General features: G+C 41.3%; 12 protein-coding genes and 17 tRNA genes. 26 read left to right on the top strand and 3 right to left on the bottom strand.

The window, feature by feature from the left end:
* The 17 genes from ABEV15_RS03280 (at position 1) to ABEV15_RS03360 (ending at position 1,516) form a co-directional block, all read left to right on the top strand.
* Positions 1–76, top strand: a tRNA-Lys gene (locus ABEV15_RS03280).
* A gap of 4 nt (positions 77–80) precedes the next feature.
* Positions 81–161, top strand: a tRNA-Leu gene (locus ABEV15_RS03285).
* Between the two features lie 4 nt (positions 162–165).
* Positions 166–240, top strand: a tRNA-Gly gene (locus ABEV15_RS03290).
* 9 nt (positions 241–249) lie between these two features.
* Positions 250–335: transfer RNA gene (locus ABEV15_RS03295), tRNA-Leu, on the top strand.
* An 8-nt stretch (positions 336–343) separates the two neighbouring features.
* A tRNA-Arg gene (locus ABEV15_RS03300) sits at positions 344–420 on the top strand.
* 20 nt (positions 421–440) lie between these two features.
* Positions 441–517 (top strand) — tRNA-Pro (locus ABEV15_RS03305).
* Between the two features lie 7 nt (positions 518–524).
* A tRNA-Ala gene (locus tag ABEV15_RS03310) sits at positions 525–600 on the top strand.
* Between the two features lie 13 nt (positions 601–613).
* Positions 614–687, top strand: a tRNA-Met gene (locus tag ABEV15_RS03315).
* 8 nt (positions 688–695) lie between these two features.
* Positions 696–772: transfer RNA gene (locus ABEV15_RS03320), tRNA-Ile, on the top strand.
* 14 nt (positions 773–786) lie between these two features.
* Positions 787–879, top strand: a tRNA-Ser gene (locus ABEV15_RS03325).
* A 28-nt stretch (positions 880–907) separates the two neighbouring features.
* Positions 908–980 (top strand) — tRNA-Thr (locus tag ABEV15_RS03330).
* Positions 981–988: 8 nt separating this feature from the next.
* Positions 989–1,064 (top strand) — tRNA-His (locus ABEV15_RS03335).
* Positions 1,065–1,083: 19 nt separating this feature from the next.
* Positions 1,084–1,154 (top strand) — tRNA-Gly (locus ABEV15_RS03340).
* Between the two features lie 5 nt (positions 1,155–1,159).
* A tRNA-Ile gene (locus ABEV15_RS03345) sits at positions 1,160–1,233 on the top strand.
* Between the two features lie 29 nt (positions 1,234–1,262).
* Positions 1,263–1,337 (top strand) — tRNA-Asn (locus tag ABEV15_RS03350).
* A 3-nt stretch (positions 1,338–1,340) separates the two neighbouring features.
* Positions 1,341–1,433 (top strand) — tRNA-Ser (locus ABEV15_RS03355).
* 11 nt (positions 1,434–1,444) lie between these two features.
* A tRNA-Glu gene (locus ABEV15_RS03360) sits at positions 1,445–1,516 on the top strand.
* Positions 1,517–1,574: 58 nt separating this feature from the next.
* Here ABEV15_RS03360 and ABEV15_RS03365 read toward each other — a convergent pair.
* Positions 1,575–2,501: a cation diffusion facilitator family transporter gene (locus ABEV15_RS03365; protein ID WP_498852345.1), complete on the bottom strand. Its 927-nt coding sequence runs from the start codon at positions 2,499–2,501 to the stop codon at positions 1,575–1,577.
* A gap of 256 nt (positions 2,502–2,757) precedes the next feature.
* Here ABEV15_RS03365 and glgB point away from each other — a divergent pair, with 256 nt between their 5' ends.
* From glgB to ABEV15_RS03390, 5 genes are read left to right on the top strand one after another with little or no spacing between them, the layout of a single operon-like run.
* Positions 2,758–4,704: a 1,4-alpha-glucan branching enzyme gene (glgB, locus tag ABEV15_RS03370; protein ID WP_429630360.1), complete on the top strand. Its 1,947-nt coding sequence runs from the start codon at positions 2,758–2,760 to the stop codon at positions 4,702–4,704.
* Positions 4,652–5,824: a glucose-1-phosphate adenylyltransferase gene (locus ABEV15_RS03375; protein WP_498852346.1), complete on the top strand. Its 1,173-nt coding sequence runs from the start codon at positions 4,652–4,654 to the stop codon at positions 5,822–5,824. The genes glgB and ABEV15_RS03375 overlap by 53 nt, the downstream gene beginning before the upstream one ends.
* Positions 5,812–6,834, top strand: coding sequence for a GlgC family sugar phosphate nucleotidyltransferase (locus ABEV15_RS03380; RefSeq protein ID WP_498852347.1), 1,023 nt, complete (start codon positions 5,812–5,814; stop codon positions 6,832–6,834). Before ABEV15_RS03375 ends, ABEV15_RS03380 begins: the two co-directional genes overlap by 13 nt.
* Positions 6,831–8,285 carry a glycogen synthase GlgA gene (gene glgA / locus ABEV15_RS03385; RefSeq protein ID WP_498852348.1) on the top strand — a complete coding sequence of 485 codons (1,455 nt, stop codon included), beginning with the start codon at positions 6,831–6,833 and terminating at the stop codon, positions 8,283–8,285. The genes ABEV15_RS03380 and glgA overlap by 4 nt, the downstream gene beginning before the upstream one ends.
* Complete coding sequence (locus ABEV15_RS03390; protein WP_498852349.1) at positions 8,272–10,659, top strand: glycogen/starch/alpha-glucan phosphorylase; 2,388 nt, start codon at positions 8,272–8,274, stop codon at positions 10,657–10,659. The genes glgA and ABEV15_RS03390 overlap by 14 nt, the downstream gene beginning before the upstream one ends.
* Positions 10,660–10,696: 37 nt before the next feature.
* Here ABEV15_RS03390 and ABEV15_RS03395 read toward each other — a convergent pair whose 3' ends face one another.
* Both ABEV15_RS03395 and ABEV15_RS03400 read right to left on the bottom strand, forming a co-directional pair.
* Complete coding sequence (locus ABEV15_RS03395; RefSeq protein ID WP_429630350.1) at positions 10,697–11,428, bottom strand: yteA family sporulation protein; 732 nt, start codon at positions 11,426–11,428, stop codon at positions 10,697–10,699.
* A gap of 87 nt (positions 11,429–11,515) precedes the next feature.
* Positions 11,516–12,451: a 1,4-dihydroxy-2-naphthoate polyprenyltransferase gene (locus ABEV15_RS03400; protein ID WP_498852350.1), complete on the bottom strand. Its 936-nt coding sequence runs from the start codon at positions 12,449–12,451 to the stop codon at positions 11,516–11,518.
* Positions 12,452–12,609: 158 nt separating this feature from the next.
* Here ABEV15_RS03400 and ABEV15_RS03405 point away from each other — a divergent pair, with 158 nt between their 5' ends.
* Genes ABEV15_RS03405 through menB form a run of 4 tightly spaced genes read left to right on the top strand, consistent with a single transcriptional unit; the run spans position 12,610 to position 17,333 of the window.
* Positions 12,610–13,965, top strand: a complete 1,356-nt coding sequence (locus ABEV15_RS03405) for an isochorismate synthase (protein WP_498852351.1) — start codon at positions 12,610–12,612, stop codon at positions 13,963–13,965.
* The gene (menD, locus tag ABEV15_RS03410; RefSeq protein ID WP_498852352.1) at positions 13,962–15,701 is read left to right on the top strand and encodes a 2-succinyl-5-enolpyruvyl-6-hydroxy-3-cyclohexene-1-carboxylic-acid synthase; all 1,740 of its coding nucleotides are present in this window, start codon (positions 13,962–13,964) and stop codon (positions 15,699–15,701) included. Before ABEV15_RS03405 ends, menD begins: the two co-directional genes overlap by 4 nt.
* A complete protein-coding gene (gene menH / locus ABEV15_RS03415; protein ID WP_498852353.1) occupies positions 15,698–16,525 on the top strand; it encodes a 2-succinyl-6-hydroxy-2,4-cyclohexadiene-1-carboxylate synthase in 828 nt (275 codons plus the stop codon). Before menD ends, menH begins: the two co-directional genes overlap by 4 nt.
* Complete coding sequence (gene menB, locus ABEV15_RS03420) at positions 16,515–17,333, top strand: 1,4-dihydroxy-2-naphthoyl-CoA synthase (protein WP_429630340.1); 819 nt, start codon at positions 16,515–16,517, stop codon at positions 17,331–17,333. Before menH ends, menB begins: the two co-directional genes overlap by 11 nt.
* The last annotated feature ends 24 nt before the right edge of the window (positions 17,334–17,357 follow it).

Raw genomic sequence — 17,357 nt, forward strand, 5'->3', positions numbered from 1 at the left:
GAGCCATTAGCTCAGCAGGTAGAGCATCTGACTTTTAATCAGAGGGTCGGAGGTTCGAGTCCTCCATGGCTCACCATGATGCGGGTGTGGCGGAATTGGCAGACGCACCAGACTTAGGATCTGGCGCCTCTGGCGTGGGGGTTCAAGTCCCTCCACCCGCATAATGCGGAAGTAGTTCAGTGGTAGAACACCACCTTGCCAAGGTGGGGGTCGCGGGTTCGAGTCCCGTCTTCCGCTCCAATATGCCATGCCGGGGTGGCGGAATTGGCAGACGCACAGGACTTAAAATCCTGCGGTAGGTGACTACCGTGCCGGTTCGAGTCCGGCCCTCGGCACTTTATATGCGCCCGTAGCTCAATTGGATAGAGCATCTGACTACGGATCAGAAGGTTAGGGGTTCGAATCCTCTCGGGCGCGCCATGTTTATATCATCATGAGGACGGGAAGTAGCTCAGCTTGGTAGAGCACATGGTTTGGGACCATGGGGTCGCAGGTTCGAATCCTGTCTTCCCGACCATTTTTAAGGGGCCTTAGCTCAGCTGGGAGAGCGCCTGCTTTGCACGCAGGAGGTCATCGGTTCGATCCCGATAGGCTCCACCATATTTCTTATAATGGCGGCGTAGCTCAGCTGGCTAGAGCGTACGGTTCATACCCGTAAGGTCGGGGGTTCGATTCCCTCCGCCGCTACTAGCTTAGGACCTTTAGCTCAGCTGGTTAGAGCAGACGGCTCATAACCGTCCGGTCGTAGGTTCGAGTCCTACAAGGTCCACCATGTTCATATTATACGGAGGAGTACCCAAGTCTGGCTGAAGGGGTCGGTCTTGAAAACCGAGAGGCGTCGAAAGGCGCGCGGGGGTTCGAATCCCTCCTCCTCCGCCATATGTAGTTTCATATTGCCTTATGTTATGCCGGCTTAGCTCAATTGGTAGAGCAACTGACTTGTAATCAGTAGGTTGCGGGTTCAAGTCCTGCAGCCGGCATCATTGTGGCGGCTATGGCGAAGTGGTTAACGCACCAGATTGTGGCTCTGGCATTCGTGGGTTCGATTCCCACTAGTCGCCCCATCACATTTATTTTAATTGTGCGGGTGTAGTTTAGTGGTAAAACCTCAGCCTTCCAAGCTGATGTCGTGGGTTCGATTCCCATCACCCGCTTACGTGGGCCTATAGCTCAGCTGGTTAGAGCGCACGCCTGATAAGCGTGAGGTCGGTGGTTCAAGTCCACTTAGGCCCATTTGTCTTCCTAAATACTTACGTTTTTATTCCGCAGTAGCTCAGTGGTAGAGCACTCGGCTGTTAACCGAGCGGTCGTAGGTTCGAATCCTACCTGCGGAGCCATTTGGAGAAGTACCCAAGTGGCTGAAGGGGACGGTTTGCTAAACCGTTAGGTCGCTTTTTTGCGGCGCGCGGGTTCAAATCCCGCCTTCTCCGCCATTGCCACATACGGCCCGTTGGTCAAGTGGTTAAGACACCGCCCTTTCACGGCGGTAACACGGGTTCGAATCCCGTACGGGTCACTATAAAAAGGACATCTCATAATTGATATGGGATGTCCTTTTTACATTTTGCTCAAATTTATTTTTTGTCTAAAAATTGTTTCCCGTATTCACCATGTGGGTGAATAGATGGATGTTCGACTTGAACTGTGACATGTGAGAGATTATATCGTTCTTTTAACATTTCATTAATGGCTAAAACGATGCGAAATGGTTCGATATGTTCGTTAATGAGAACGTGTGTAGTAAGGGAATAATGATCAGTCGAAATGGCCCAAATATGCAATTCATGCACATCTTCTACTCCTTCGATAGAAAGAATATCAGAACGAATGCGTTCGATATCAAATTGATGTGGAACAGCGTCCATCAGAATAAAGTACGACTCACGGACAATTTTTGCCCCACCTATAAAAATAATTGCCCCAATGACTATGCTGATCAGTGGATCGAAAATATATAGTTTCGTAAAGTAAATCAAAATTGCTGAAATGATGACACCAATGGAACTGAGCAAATCGCCAATGAAATGCCATAAGGCGCTTTTTACATTTAAATTTTCTTCTTCTTTCATACTTCTGCTTAAAACGATGGTTAATACGAGATTGACAACAAATCCAATCGTTGCGATTGTTAGCATGAAGGAAAACTCGATGTTTTCAGGATGAACGAAGCGACGAATTCCTTCAATGAAAATACCAATAGCAATGATCACAAGTGCGAGACCATTTAAAAATGAGGCGATAATTTCGAAACGTAAATAGCCAAACGTAAATGTTTTGTTCGAGGGACGAGAAGCAAGATGGATGGCGACCATGCTTAAACTTAACGCAATTACATCAGATGCCATATGTGCCGAGTCTGACAATAAAGCAAGGGAATTTGATAAAATGCCCCCTATGACTTCCACAATCGTGAAAAAAGCGGTTAATAATAATGTCGTCCAAAGTGCTTTTTTTGATGTTGTCTGCACTTTTATATGTGGCAAATGATGAAAATCGTACATATAAACACCCCCATTATTATTTATAATAAATATAAAAAAATATAAAAAATAATTACTATAAAATATTATATATAATTATCATTTGATAATCAAACGACAATTTTATGGACGTTCGTATTGATTTTCATTTCGCCACATTTAGCATGTGATTTGTTGAACATTGTCGGAAAATATCTTAATTTTCTTACAGGAATTTTATATGACCTAGTGTAATATATTCAGTACGGAATTGTTTTCGTACTCAATACAAGAAAGGATGGATGAACATTTGTTGACAATGAGCCCAACCGATTTGCAGATGCATTTGTTTCATGAAGGAACATTTTATCAAAGCTATCAACTATTTGGGGCACATATCATAAAACAAAGTGGAATGATCACAACACGTTTTTGTGTATGGGCGCCGCACGCAAAAGAAGTTCGTCTCGTTGGGACTTTTAATCATTGGAACGGGGAGCAATATAAATTAGAAAAAATAAACGACCAAGGAGTATGGATGATTGTTGTTCCTGAAAATTTAGAAGGGCATTTATATAAATACGAAATCATAACAAAAGATGGACGCACGCTTCTTAAAGCAGATCCATATGCTTTTTATGCAGAAGAACGCCCTCACACCGCCTCGATTGTATATCAGTTAGAAGGATATAAATGGAACGATCAAGCGTGGCAAAGAAAAAAGAAACGTAAACCCATTTATGATCAACCGCTGTTTATTTATGAAGTCCATTTTGGTACGTGGAAAAAGAAAAATGACGGACAGTTTTATACATATACGGAGATGGCAGACGAGTTAATTCCTTATGTCGTTGAACATGGATTTACTCATATCGAACTGTTGCCGCTTATCGAGCATCCGCTAGACCGTTCATGGGGATATCAAGGGACGGGTTACTATGCCGCGACAAGCCGTTATGGAACGCCGCACGATCTCATGTATTTTATTGATCGTTGTCACCAAGAAGGAATTGGTGTCATTTTAGATTGGGTTCCTGGACATTTTTGTAAAGATGCACATGGACTATATATGTTTGACGGTGAGCCAACATATGAATATATGAATATGCAAGATCGTGAAAATATTGTTTGGGGAACAGCAAATTTCGATTTAGGAAAGCCAGAAGTGCATAGTTTTTTAATTTCGAACGCTTTATTTTGGTTGGAGCATTACCATATTGACGGTTTTCGTGTTGATGCGGTTGCGAATATGCTTTATTGGCCAAATAGCGACGTACTGCATCCAAACCCATATGCGATTTCATTTTTAAAAAAATTAAACGAAGTTGTGTTTGCTTTTGATTCAGATGTGTTAATGATTGCCGAAGACTCGACTGATTGGCCGAAAGTGACAGCACCGACGTATGATGGGGGTTTAGGATTTAACTACAAATGGAATATGGGCTGGATGAACGATGTGTTAAGTTATATGAAAACGAGCGTGAATGAACGGAAACATATGCATCATAAAATGACGTTTTCATTGTTGTATGCTTATACGGAAAACTTTATTTTGCCTTTATCCCATGATGAAGTGGTGCACGGAAAAAAATCATTACTAAATAAAATGCCAGGTGATTACTGGGATAAATTTGCTCAACTTCGTCTACTTTATGGATATTTCATGACGCATCCAGGAAAAAAACTGTTGTTTATGGGGGGAGAGTTTGGACAATTTGATGAGTGGAAAGATTTAGAACAGCTCGATTGGATGTTATTTGATTTTGATATGCACCGAAAAATGGATGATTACGTGAAATCCCTCACGCATTTTTATAAAAAGCAAAAAGCATTATATGAATGTGATCATGATCCAAGTGGATTTGAGTGGATTGATGTCAACAACGCTGAGCAAAGTATTTTTTCTTTTATTCGGCGAGGTAAAAAAGAAGAAGACGTGTTAATTGTCGTTTGTAATTTTACAAATGTCGTGTACGACGATTACAAAATTGGCGTGCCAATGCCTACGTCGTATCGAGAAGTATTCAATAGTGATGATGTCATGTACGGTGGTGCTGGGCATATAAACAAAAAGCCGCTTGTCGCATACGAAGAACCATATCATGGGAAGCCGTATCATATTCGCATGACCATTCCACCGTATGCCATAACGATTTTACGTCCAACAAGAAAAAGGGAGGGAAAGGAAAGCGATGGTACGAAAAAAGTGCGTCGCTATGCTACTCGCAGGGGGACAGGGGAGTAGACTAAGTTTATTGACAAAAAATTTAGCTAAGCCAGCTGTTCCGTTTGGTGGGAAATATCGGATTATTGATTTTACATTAAGCAATTGTGCTAATTCTGGCATTGATACCGTTGGGGTGCTCACTCAATATCAGCCGTTGGAGCTAAATACGTATATTGGGATTGGAAGTGCATGGGACTTGGATCGGAAAAACGGAGGGGTAACGGTTCTCCCCCCATATGCTGAGTTGTCAGAAATGCGATGGTATAAAGGGACAGCAAATGCAATTTATCAAAACTTAAACTATTTGAAACAGTATGATCCAGAGCATGTGCTCATTCTTTCTGGCGATCATATTTATAAAATGAACTATGCGGATATGTTGCAATATCATATTGAGAAAAAGGCCGATGTGACGATTTCTGTCATTGAAGTGTCGTGGGAAGAAGCGAGTCGCTTTGGAATTATGAACACAAATGAAGATATGGAAATTATAGAGTTTGAAGAAAAACCAGCGCATCCGAAAAACAATTTAGCGTCTATGGGCATTTATATTTTTAAATGGTCTGTTTTAAAAGAGTATTTGGAAATGGACAATCGAAATGATCGCTCGAGCCATGACTTTGGCAAAGATATCATTCCTTTGCTGATCAATGAAAAGAAGCGGCTTGTTGCTTACCCATTTAAAGGATATTGGAAAGATGTCGGAACGGTAAAAAGTTTATGGGAAGCGAATATGGATTTACTTGAAGATACCCCGGCATTAAATTTGTTTGATCATACGTGGCGTATTTATTCTGTAAACCCGAATAAACCTCCGCAATATATTGCTCCATATGCGCGAGTAAAAGAGTCTTTAGTGAATGAAGGATGCATCGTTGAAGGGAATGTAGAACATTCTGTATTGTTCCAAGGGGTGTACATTTCACAAGGTGCAACAGTAAAAGATTGTGTTGTTATGCCTAATGCGGTAATTGGGAAAAATGTATACATTGAAAAAGCGATTGTTCCGCCAAATATGGAAATTCCGGATGGAACTTTCATTTGTGCGGATCCATATGACGGGGAAGTCATTCTTGTGACAGAGGAGCTTTTGGGACATTTTTCAGGGAGAGGGGATGAAAAAATGTGGGAAAATTAATGCTTGGGGTCATTGATGCAACGACATATAAGCGAGAAATGGATGATTTGACGATTCATCGTTCCATTGCAGCTGTTCCGTTTGCCGGACGGTATCGATTAATTGATTTTGTTTTATCAAATATGGTTAATTCCGGTATTGAAAGTGTTGCTATCTTCCCGAGGTATCAATATCGTTCGCTCATGGATCACCTTGGTTCAGGTAAAAACTGGTATCTTAATCGCAAACGTGACGGATTATTCTTTTTCCCTTCACCGGACCTTCCGATTTCTCATATCGGTTCGTTTCAACATTTTCAGCAACATATCGACTATTTTTTACGAAGTACACAAAAGTATGCACTTATTTGTAACAGCTATACGGTGTGCAACATTGACTATGAAGAAGTGTTACGGCGCCACATCATGAGCGAGTGCGATATTACTCGTATATGTCATCATGGTCAATCGCTCGACATGTTTATTTTAGAAACATCGTTGTTACTCGATTTGATCGCTAACCAACAAAGAAATCATTATCAAAGTATTGTTGATGTTGCCAATGATCAAACAAATGGATTAACAGTATGTGATTATGAATATGATGGGTATGTTGCGGTCATTGATAGCATCGAACGTTATTTTTATCATAGTTTAGAACTTCTTCAACCAGATGTGTGGAAACAATTGTTCTTAAAAGGAAGACCTATTTATACAAAAGTAAAAGATGAGCCACCGACAAAATATACGTCGCATGCTTGCGTGCGTAATGCAATGATCGCAAACGGATGCGTCATTGAAGGGGAAATTGAAAATAGCATTATTTCGAGATCAGTAAAAATAGGAAAAGGAACTGTTGTGAAACATAGCGTTATTATGCAAAAAAGTCAGCTCGGTGAGAATTGTTATCTTGAATATGTGATTGTTGATAAAGATGCTCGTATTGGCGACGGAGTAAAACTGATCGGGACACCGGAGCAGCCAATCGTCATTCGAAAAGGGACTATACAAGGAGCGCTGATGAAATCGTGAAAGTATTATTTGTTGTATCAGAATGCGTACCATTTGTGAAGACAGGCGGCTTAGCTGATGTCGCTGGAGCATTGCCAAAAGAGTTAAAAAAGCTCGGGACAGATGTGCGTGTTATGTTGCCGAAATATGGCCTCATTCCACAGCATATGCGGCAAAAAATGAATAAAATTGCCGAACTTGTTGTTCGCGTTGGTTGGAGAAGACAATATTGTGGAATTGAACAATTAGAATATGAAGGAATTACGTACTATTTCGTTGACAACGAATATTATTTCAAGCGGGATTCATTATACGGGCATTATGATGACGGCGAACGTTTTTCATACTTTTGTCGAGCCGTTCTCGACTCTCTTCCAGTCATTGATTTTCAACCGAATGTCATCCATTGTCATGATTGGCATACAGGAATGATTCCGTTTTTGTTGCGCGAAGAATATGCGAAAAGTTCATTTTATGAGCAAATGAAAACAGTATTTACAATCCATAATTTGCAATTCCAAGGTATTTTTCCACGTGACATTTTAGGGGATTTACTCAATTTAAGTGAGCGTTATTTTTCGATCGAACATTTAGAGTTTTATGGACATGTTAGTTTTATGAAAGGGGCACTTGTCTCGGCACATATGATTACAACGGTTAGCCCGACGTATAAAGAAGAAATTCAAACAGCGTATTATGGTGAGCGACTTGACGGGCTGTTGCGAGCGAGAAGTTCGCATTTAGTTGGAATTTTAAATGGGATTGATGATGAAATATATAATCCAAAAAAAGATCCATATATTGCAGTGCCGTACGATGTGACGACAATTGCGCGTAAAAGCATTAATAAACGAGCTCTCCAACAACATTTTTCATTGCCGTCAGAAGAAGATATTCCAATTATCGCCATTGTTTCGCGGCTCACAAAACAAAAAGGCCTAGATTTAGTGACATGTGTATTTCATGAGATCATTGCTCAAAATGTCCAAATGATCATTCTTGGAACAGGAGAATGGGAGTTTGAACATTTCTTTCATGAGATGGCGATGACATATCCAGATCGGGTTCGCGTATATATTGGATTCTCCGAACAGCTTGCTCATCAAATTTATGCTGGTGCGGACATGTTTTTAATGCCGTCACAGTTCGAACCATGTGGGCTTGGACAAATGATTGCGATGCGTTACGGAGCTGTGCCGATCGTTCGCGAAACAGGTGGATTAAATGATACGGTACAATCTTTCAACGAATTTACGAAAGAAGGAACAGGTTTTACGTTTAAAAACTTTAATGCACATGACATGTTATATACAATTCAGCGAGCTCGTTCATTTTATGAACAAAAAGAAATATGGGAAACGATTATGAAGCAGGCAATGAGTCGCGATTACAGTTGGGCAAAATCGGCATTTAAATACAATCAACTATACGGCGAACTAACGGCTGGGAGTGGCATCTATGTTCACGAATAAAGAAGAGTTTAAACAAACGTTTTTGAAACGGTTAGAAATAATGTATGGAAAGCGTTTTTGGGAGTCGACTGTTCTGGATCAGTATAATACGTTAGGGCATATGATTCGCGAGTACATTAGCAAGCAGTGGATTCAAACGAACGAACGATATCGTGCTGAGCATAAAAAGCAAGTATATTATTTGTCAATTGAATTTTTGTTAGGGCGTTTGTTAGGTAGTAATTTAATAAATCTCGGCATACGGGATATCGTTGAAGAAGGATTGAAAGAGCTAGGAATTGAATTAGCTCATGTTGAAGAAGTGGAAATTGACGCGGGGTTAGGAAACGGGGGGCTTGGGAGACTAGCTGCTTGTTTTTTAGACTCTCTCGCCTCACTTGATTTGCCTGGACATGGTCAAGGGATTCGTTATAAGCACGGTTTGTTTGATCAAAAAATAGTGAATGGTTATCAAGTCGAACTCCCTGAACAATGGTTGCGCCACGGGAACGTTTGGGAAGTAAAAAAAGAAGATTTAGCGGTAGAAGTTAATTTTTGGGGAAAAGTAGAATGCTACGAACAAGATGGGCGATTAACGTTTCGACATTATGATACAGAAAAAGTTATGGCGGTTCCTTATGATATGCCTGTCATTGGATATGATATGACGACTGTAAATACATTGCGATTGTGGAGTGCCGAGCCTGCGAAGTTTCCACTTCATAAACATGTCATGCAATATAAACGAGAAACGGAAGCTATTTCTGAATTCCTATATCCTGACGATACGAACGATGAAGGGAAAATTTTAAGGTTAAAACAGCAATATTTTCTTGTTGCTGCAAGCATCGGGAGCATTGTGCGTGATTATCGTCAAAGGTACGGACATTTACAACATTTCCATCGACACGTGGCGATTCATGTCAATGATACACATCCTGTATTAGCTATTCCCGAACTGATGCGTATTTTGTTAGATGAGGAAGGAATGGGATGGGATGAAGCATGGCACATTACGACAAATACGATTTCTTATACAAATCATACAACATTGTCTGAAGCTTTGGAAAAATGGCCTATTTACATTTTCCAACCGCTTTTGCCAAGAATTTATATGATTGTACAAGAAATTAACGAACGGTTTTGTCGCGACTTATGGAATCGATATCCTGGTGATTGGAAACGGATTGAGGAAATGGCCATTATTGCTCATGGACTTGTGAAAATGGCTCATTTAGCGATTGTAGGAAGCTATAGTGTGAATGGTGTAGCCAAAATTCATTCTGAAATTTTAAAGCATCGTGAAATGAAATTATTTTACGAATATTTTCCAGAAAAATTTAATAATAAAACGAATGGCGTTACACATCGTCGTTGGTTGCTTAAAGCAAACCCGGAGCTCACTTCCCTTATTACTGAGGCCATTGGTACAGAATGGATAAAGCAACCAGAGCAGCTTATTCAACTAAAAAGATATGCAACCGATCCTGCATTCCAAGAACAATTAGAAAAAGTCAAACATCATCATAAACAACAGTTGGCAACATATATTTACGAAAAAACAGGAGTCGCTGTTGATGAATCATCCATTTTTGACGTACAAGTCAAACGACTGCATGCGTATAAAAGGCAGTTATTAAATGTGTTGCACATTATGCATTTATATAACCGATTGAAAGAAGATGAACATTTTGATATGTATCCGCGTACGTTTATTTTTGGAGCAAAAGCCTCCCCAGGATATCATTATGCGAAACGGATCATTAAGTTAATTAATTCCGTTGCACAAAAGGTAAATAGCGATGAGCAAATTAACGGACGATTAAAGGTTATTTTCTTAGAAAATTACCGTGTTTCGTTGGCGGAAAAAATTTTCCCCGCTGCTGATGTAAGCGAGCAAATTTCGACAGCCAGTAAAGAAGCATCGGGCACAGGAAATATGAAATTTATGATGAACGGAGCGATTACAATTGGAACGCTCGACGGGGCGAACATTGAGATTTTAGAGCGTGTCGGTCATGACAATATGTTTATTTTTGGATTAACTGCAGAAGAAGTGCTACACTATTATGCAAACGGTGGATATCATTCATATGGGTATTATCACCATGATCAACGTATTCATCAAGTCGTCAATCAGCTTGTAAATGGCTTTTTTCCAGATGTGTATGATCATTTTGAACCGATTTACGATTCGTTGCTTGCACATAATGATCAATATTTTGTTTTACGCGACTTCGCGTCGTATGCCGATGCGCAACAGCAAGTTGGGGCAACGTATAAAAATCGTCAAAAATGGATAGAAATGAGCATCGTGAACATCGCTTGTTCAGGATATTTTTCAAGCGATCGAACGATTGAAGAATACGCCCAAGACATTTGGAATATTCACTGACGGAAAAGTCCTGTAAGCATATGCTCACAGGACTTTTTTAGGAAGTATAAGGATCTTTTTCGTATGCAGGAAGGTCGCCAAGAGGAGACATAAGTTGTTCGTCGTCAAGCATTTGTTCATATTGTTCATGGACGATATTTGGATAAACCGTGATGCCGGTCCCATAAAGGTCTGTTGCAGCAAATGTTTCAAACGGTTCGACGTAACCGATTTGTTCTTCTGCATCGATATACATTCGATCGTAATGCACAGTATCCTCTTGTAGATCCGAAGGTGTTTCTGATGTACCGAAACGTGCAACTTTTTGCCAGCTATCTTCGGCATCAAAAGTTTCTGCATCGTCATGAACGACAAATTCGCCAAATGGAGGAAACAAAACACTTTCTTCTATTGGACGATGTTGTGAAACGACTTGATCGGTACTATGCTCCTTACAAAACGTTGTTGTTGGGATGGCCTCAAGACGTTCCCATGGGATCGATTTTCCGCATACTTGGCAAACCCCGTACGTTCCATTTTCCATCGCTTGTAGCGCGCGATCAATATCGTGAAGCTCACGTTCGGTATGCTCGTTTAATGCGATATCCTTTTCACGTTCATATAGTTCTGTTCCGCTATCAGCAGGATGGTTATCATAGTTTGAAAGCTCCCCAACTGAGTCATGAGCAGATGTTCGGGTAAGACCAAAATGATCGTTTTGTTTCAATCGTTGCTCAATTTGTTGTTTTTCTTGTAATAAACGTTCGCGTAAAGCAGATAAATGTTGCAATATGACCCCTCCTTTATGATCGACTATGCATAGTATTCACCAAAAAGAAAAAACCATAGCTTTTGGGCTACGGTTTTTTCTGTGGAACTATTGTAACCAATAATGAATGAAAAGGCCGATGACGAGTAAAAATCCAAATTGTGTATTTGTTTGTGCTGTCGCTTTCATTGCTGGCATCATGTCGATCGGCTTTGTTTTTCCGATAAATCCTTTCGTTGCTTGCCATGCTTTTGGAATGCTGAAAAATACAAGCAACGTCCATGGTGAAATTGTGTTTGTAAAAGTGAGCAATACAATCCATAAAAATGATGTAATAAACATGCCGGCTAATAACCGAATGGCACGTTTTCTTCCAAGTAAAATGGCTAACGTTTTTCGACCGCTTTTTTGATCGTTATCTAAATCGCGGATGTTATTGGCTAATAAAATCGCTGCAACTAAAATAGAGATGGGAACAGAGACAAGAATAGGCGTTGTTGTCACCGTACCTGTTTGGATAAAAAATGAAATTAAAATAATAGTTAGCCCCATGAAAAAGCCTGCTGCTAATTCGCCGAACGGGGTGTAAGCGATTGGAACAGGTCCGCCCGTATAAAAATATCCAGCGGCCATGCAAATCGTTCCGATTACAGCTAGCCACCAGCTACTATTGACACAAATATAAACTCCAAGTAGCGTAGCAACAGCAAAAAAAGACCAAGCGAGCAACAAGACAGTTGTTGGAGAAATGCCATCGCGCACGATTGCTCCACCGATACCGACGGACTCTGGTGTATCGAGACCACGTTTATAATCGTAATATTCATTAAACATATTTGTTGCCGCTTGAATAAACAATGAGGCAATAAGCATGGCCAAAAATAAAGAGAAGCGAATTGGTGCTTCGTCTACTGCAAGCACAGTACCAATGGAAACGGGAACGAACGCTGCAGTTAGCGTATGTGGTCGCAATAAACGCCACCAAACGCGCCAGTCTTGTTTATAATGAACAGCTTGAGTATTTGAACGTACTGGTGTTGGCATACCATCCTTCTCCTTTAAGTAAAATGTCGTTCACAATAAGTTTAGGGAAGTGGGGAAAATGTGTCAATGTCTTGACAATATAAATTTGTTTCCTATCTCTAAAGAACAATATTATAATGAGAAAGGGATAAAAAGTTTAAGTATAGGCGTGATACAAGGTGGTTACTTTATATCAAAACAAAGTTATTGACCAATTGCGTAATGCATTTACGAAAAAAAAGCATATGGTTGGCGTCACCGTTAAAATGGAACAAATCGATCCGCTCGCTTTTTTCGCTGCTGGTGAAACGTTATTTTGTGGGCAACGCTTTTATTGGTCAGACTATTCGCATGAACGAACGTTTGTTGGACTAGGTCATGCGCATGTTATAAAAAGCGAAGAAAAGACGAAAGAACGGTTTCGTGAAGTGGAAAGTGCATGGCGACAAATGGTAGAAGATGCTTTTATTGAAGGAAAAGGTCCGCTTGTGTTTGGGGGATTTGCTTTTGACCCGCTAAAACGGTCGGCTGAACATTGGAACGACTTTCCTTCTGCTCAGTTTGTTGTGCCTACATTTTTGTTAACAAAGCAGCGAGATGAAACGTGGTTAACAGTCAATGTTGTTCATGAATCGCTCGATCAGCTCGAAGAAATGATCGATTCGCTATTTACAATACATGATGATATTGAATGGCATCGTGCTTACGTTGTCGAAAAAGAGGAAGTCGCACGTGATCGTTGGATGCATGCTGTTCATCATGCAACCGATCTCATTCAGAGTGGAATGATTGAAAAAGTGGTGTTAGCGCGCGAGCTATTTCTTTCTTTTTCTGAGCGAATTGATCGTTCTCATGTGTTACGCTCATTGCATGAACAACAGCCGAGGAGCTACATTTTTGCGTTTGAAAGTGGATCTGCTTGCTTCATTGGTGCTTCTCCGGAACAACTTGTTAAAAAGGACGGAAAAATATGTGAAACAGCTTGTTTGGCAGGATCCATTCGTCGTGGGCATACGATAAAAGAAGATGAAGAGCTCGGACAAAGGTTGCTAGCAGATGACAAAAATCGTCGCGAGCATGCATTCGTGGTCGACATGATTGAACAGGCGATGAATGAAGTGTGTACGGAGGTTGTTGTTCCGAGTGAACCAACCCTTTTAAAAATGAGACATATTCAACATTTGTATACACCTGTGCATGGGCGAGTGAAGGAAGGAATTTCTATTTTTTCGCTTGTTGAGCGTCTTCATCCAACTCCTGCGCTTGGAGGATTTCCGAAAGAAAAAGCGGTACAAACGATTCGGGAGATCGAGCCGCTTGATCGTGGATGGTATGCGGCTCCGATTGGTTGGGTTGACGCGGATGGAAATGGGGAATTTGCGGTAGCGATTCGTTCGGCATTGCTTGATACAAATGAAGCTCATTTGTTTGCTGGATGTGGCATTGTTGCTCACTCTGATCCGCGTAGTGAATATGAAGAAACAAATGTAAAATTTAAAGCGATGTTATTAGCGCTAGAGGGGGAACAAAGATGAATGAAATGACCGCATATGTTGCAGCATTTGTTGAGCAATTAGCTCATATGGGCGTCCGACAAGTTGTAATTAGCCCAGGTTCTCGTTCCACCCCTCTTGCGATGGTTATGGCTGAACATCCAACGTTAAATATTCATGTTCATATTGACGAACGTTCTGCTGCTTTTTTTGCGTTAGGCATCGCTAAAGCTTCTGGGAATCCAGTTGCTCTCGTTTGTACGTCAGGCACTGCTGTGGCAAATTATTATCCAGCAATCATTGAAGCTTATTATGCACGTGTTCCGCTCGTTGTGATCACGGCCGATCGCCCCCATGAACTGCGTGATGTCGGAGCGCCGCAAGCGATCGATCAACTGCATGTGTACGGTTCATATGTAAAATGGTTCGTAGATATGGCTCTCCCAGAAGGAAACGAGCAAATGATTCGTTATGCAGAAATGGTCGCAGCCCGTGCTGTATCCGTTGCATCGTCTGTTCCGAAAGGACCGGTGCATATTAACGTTCCGTTGCGTGAACCGCTCGTTCCAACGATCAATGAGCCGCTGTTTTCGCCATCTTCTTCAGCTCGCATCGTATATAAAGGAAACAAGCATCTTTGTGAAGAAATGATCGATGAGTTGTATGCGGAGTTGAGCGGTGTCGAAAAAGGGGTTATTATATGTGGAGATTTGCATATCGAAGGATTTTCTGACGCGGTTGTAAAGTTAGCAGAAGCGTTGCAATATCCTATTTTAGCTGATCCTCTTTCTTCGTTGCGAACAGGTACACATGAAAAACGGTGGATCATTGAATCATACGATGCGATGTTGAAATGTGAAACGTTTGCAAATCATTTTGTTCCAGATGTCGTCATTCGTTTTGGTGCGATGCCTGTATCTAAATCGCTCTATCTTTGGTTGCAGCATCATAAACAAGTGAAACAAATCGTTGTCGATGAAGCGGGGCAATGGCGCGATCCGACATTATTGCTTCATGCGCTCGTTGAGGCGAACGAGGTGCAATTTTGTCATGAGTTAGCTAAACGTGCTTCTACTGCTACTCGTTCGTCACAATGGGTAAGCCAATGGCAGCAAATGAATGCGCATGCGAAACAAATATTGCTACAAGCGAAAGATGAAAAAGAGATGTTTGAAGGGAAAATATTTATTGAACTTGCTCAGCTATTACCTGACGATGCGACCCTTTTCGTTGGAAATAGCATGCCCATTCGCGATGCCGACACGTTTTTTATGTCCTCACACAAACGCATTCGTTTATTAGCGAATCGTGGAGCAAACGGAATTGACGGAGTTGTATCAAGCGCTCTTGGGGCAAGTTACGTTGCTCAACCACTTGTGTTAGTTATCGGCGACTTGTCATTTTATCACGATTTAAATGGTTTACTTGCTGCAAAATTGCAACAGCTACATGCGACAATTATCGTCTTAAATAATAATGGCGGAGGCATTTTCTCCTTTTTGCCACAAGCAAATGAACCAAAACATTTTGAACGGCTATTTGGTACACCGACCGATTTATCGTTTCAGCATGTCGTAAATATGTATGATGGACATTATGAAAAAGTAGAAACGTGGGAGCAATTTCGTTGTGCGGTGATGGACGCTCTAGCTCGGCCAACACTAAATGTTATTGAAGTTCCTTCATCACGTGAGTATAATGTCAAAATTCATCGGAAATTGTGGAAAGATGTTTCCCAGGAAATGTCCAACTTGTTGAATAAAGGGGAATGGGCATGAAGTTTGTCATTTATGGGCAAACGTACTATGTAGAAATGTACGGAAGTGGACAACCGCTGTTGTTACTACACGGATTTACAGGCAGCTGTCAAACGTGGCATCCGTTTATTTCAACTTGGGGCCAACATATGCAATGCATCGCCATCGACATTCTTGGCCACGGACGAACGGATGCTCCAGCTGCTATACAGCGCTACGATATTGAAACAGTGGCGAAAGATATTGCGATGTTGTTTGATCGATTAGGAATAAAAAAAGCTCATGTGCTTGGATATTCAATGGGGGGGCGGCTTGCGTTAACGTTTGCGATTCGTTATCCGCAGTACGTTCAAACATTAATATTAGAAAGTAGTTCCCCGGGACTAAAAACGGAAGAAGAGCGAATAAAGCGGTGTGAAGAAGATGAACGATTAGCGCAGTTTATTGAACAACATGGGGTTGCATCGTTTGTTGATCAATGGGAGAAAATTCCGTTGTTTTCTTCGCTTCAACAATTGCCAAAGGATGTGCAAAAGCAGTTACGAGAAGAGCGGTTACAGCATACGGTTGTCGGATTAGCCAATAGTTTGCGCGGCATGGGGACAGGAGCGCAACCTTCTTGGTGGGGAGCGTTGCATCAATTGACGATGCCGACATTGTTGATTTGTGGAGAAGATGATGAAAAGTTTTGTCGAATCGCGTCAGAAATGGTACAATTATTACCAAACGGAACGCTTGTCACCGTTCCGAATGCTGGACATGTTGTGCATGTAGAGCAACGTGAACGGTTTCGTTCGCTTGTTCAACAATTTGTGTTAAGAGGAGGTTCATTGCATGTCGATTGAATGGGTAAAAGAAAGAGAATATGAAGATATTTTGTATGAAACGTACAATGGTATTGCGAAAATAACAATTAATCGTCCCGAAGTACATAACGCGTTCCGTCCAAAAACGGTTATGGAGTTAATTGATGCGTTTGCGTATGCTCGCGATGATGCGAATATTGGTGTCATTATTTTAACAGGAGCAGGTGGTAAAGCATTTTGCTCTGGCGGCGACCAAAAAGTGCGTGGACATGGTGGATATGTTGGTGATGATCAAATCCCGCGCTTAAATGTGTTAGACTTGCAACGATTAATTCGCATCATTCCAAAACCAGTTATTGCGATGGTTGCGGGTTATGCGATTGGTGGCGGCCATGTGTTGCATGTCGTATGTGATTTAACGATTGCAGCAGACAACGCGATTTTTGGACAAACAGGACCGAAAGTGGGCAGCTTTGATGGTGGGTACGGTGCTGGTTATTTAGCGCGTATTGTCGGCCATAAAAAAGCGCGTGAAATTTGGTATTTATGTCGTCAATATAATGCACAAGAAGCGTTAGAAATGGGATTAGTCAATAAAGTTGTTCCACTTGAACAGTTAGAGGAAGAAACGGTGAAATGGGCGGAAGAAATTTTAGAAAAAAGCCCGACAGCCATTCGTTTCTTGAAAGCTGCGTTTAATGCAGATACAGATGGACTAGCAGGCATTCAACAATTGGCAGGAGATGCAACGCTACTTTACTATACAACAGACGAAGCAAAAGAAGGACGCGATGCATTTAAAGAAAAACGGAAACCGAACTTCAAGCAGTTTCCGCGTTTTCCGTAAAAATGACAACAGCTTGATGTGTGC

Origin of the sequence: Bhargavaea massiliensis, from assembly GCF_050480245.1 — a bacterium.
GTDB lineage: Bacteria > Bacillota > Bacilli > Bacillales > Anoxybacillaceae > Anoxybacillus.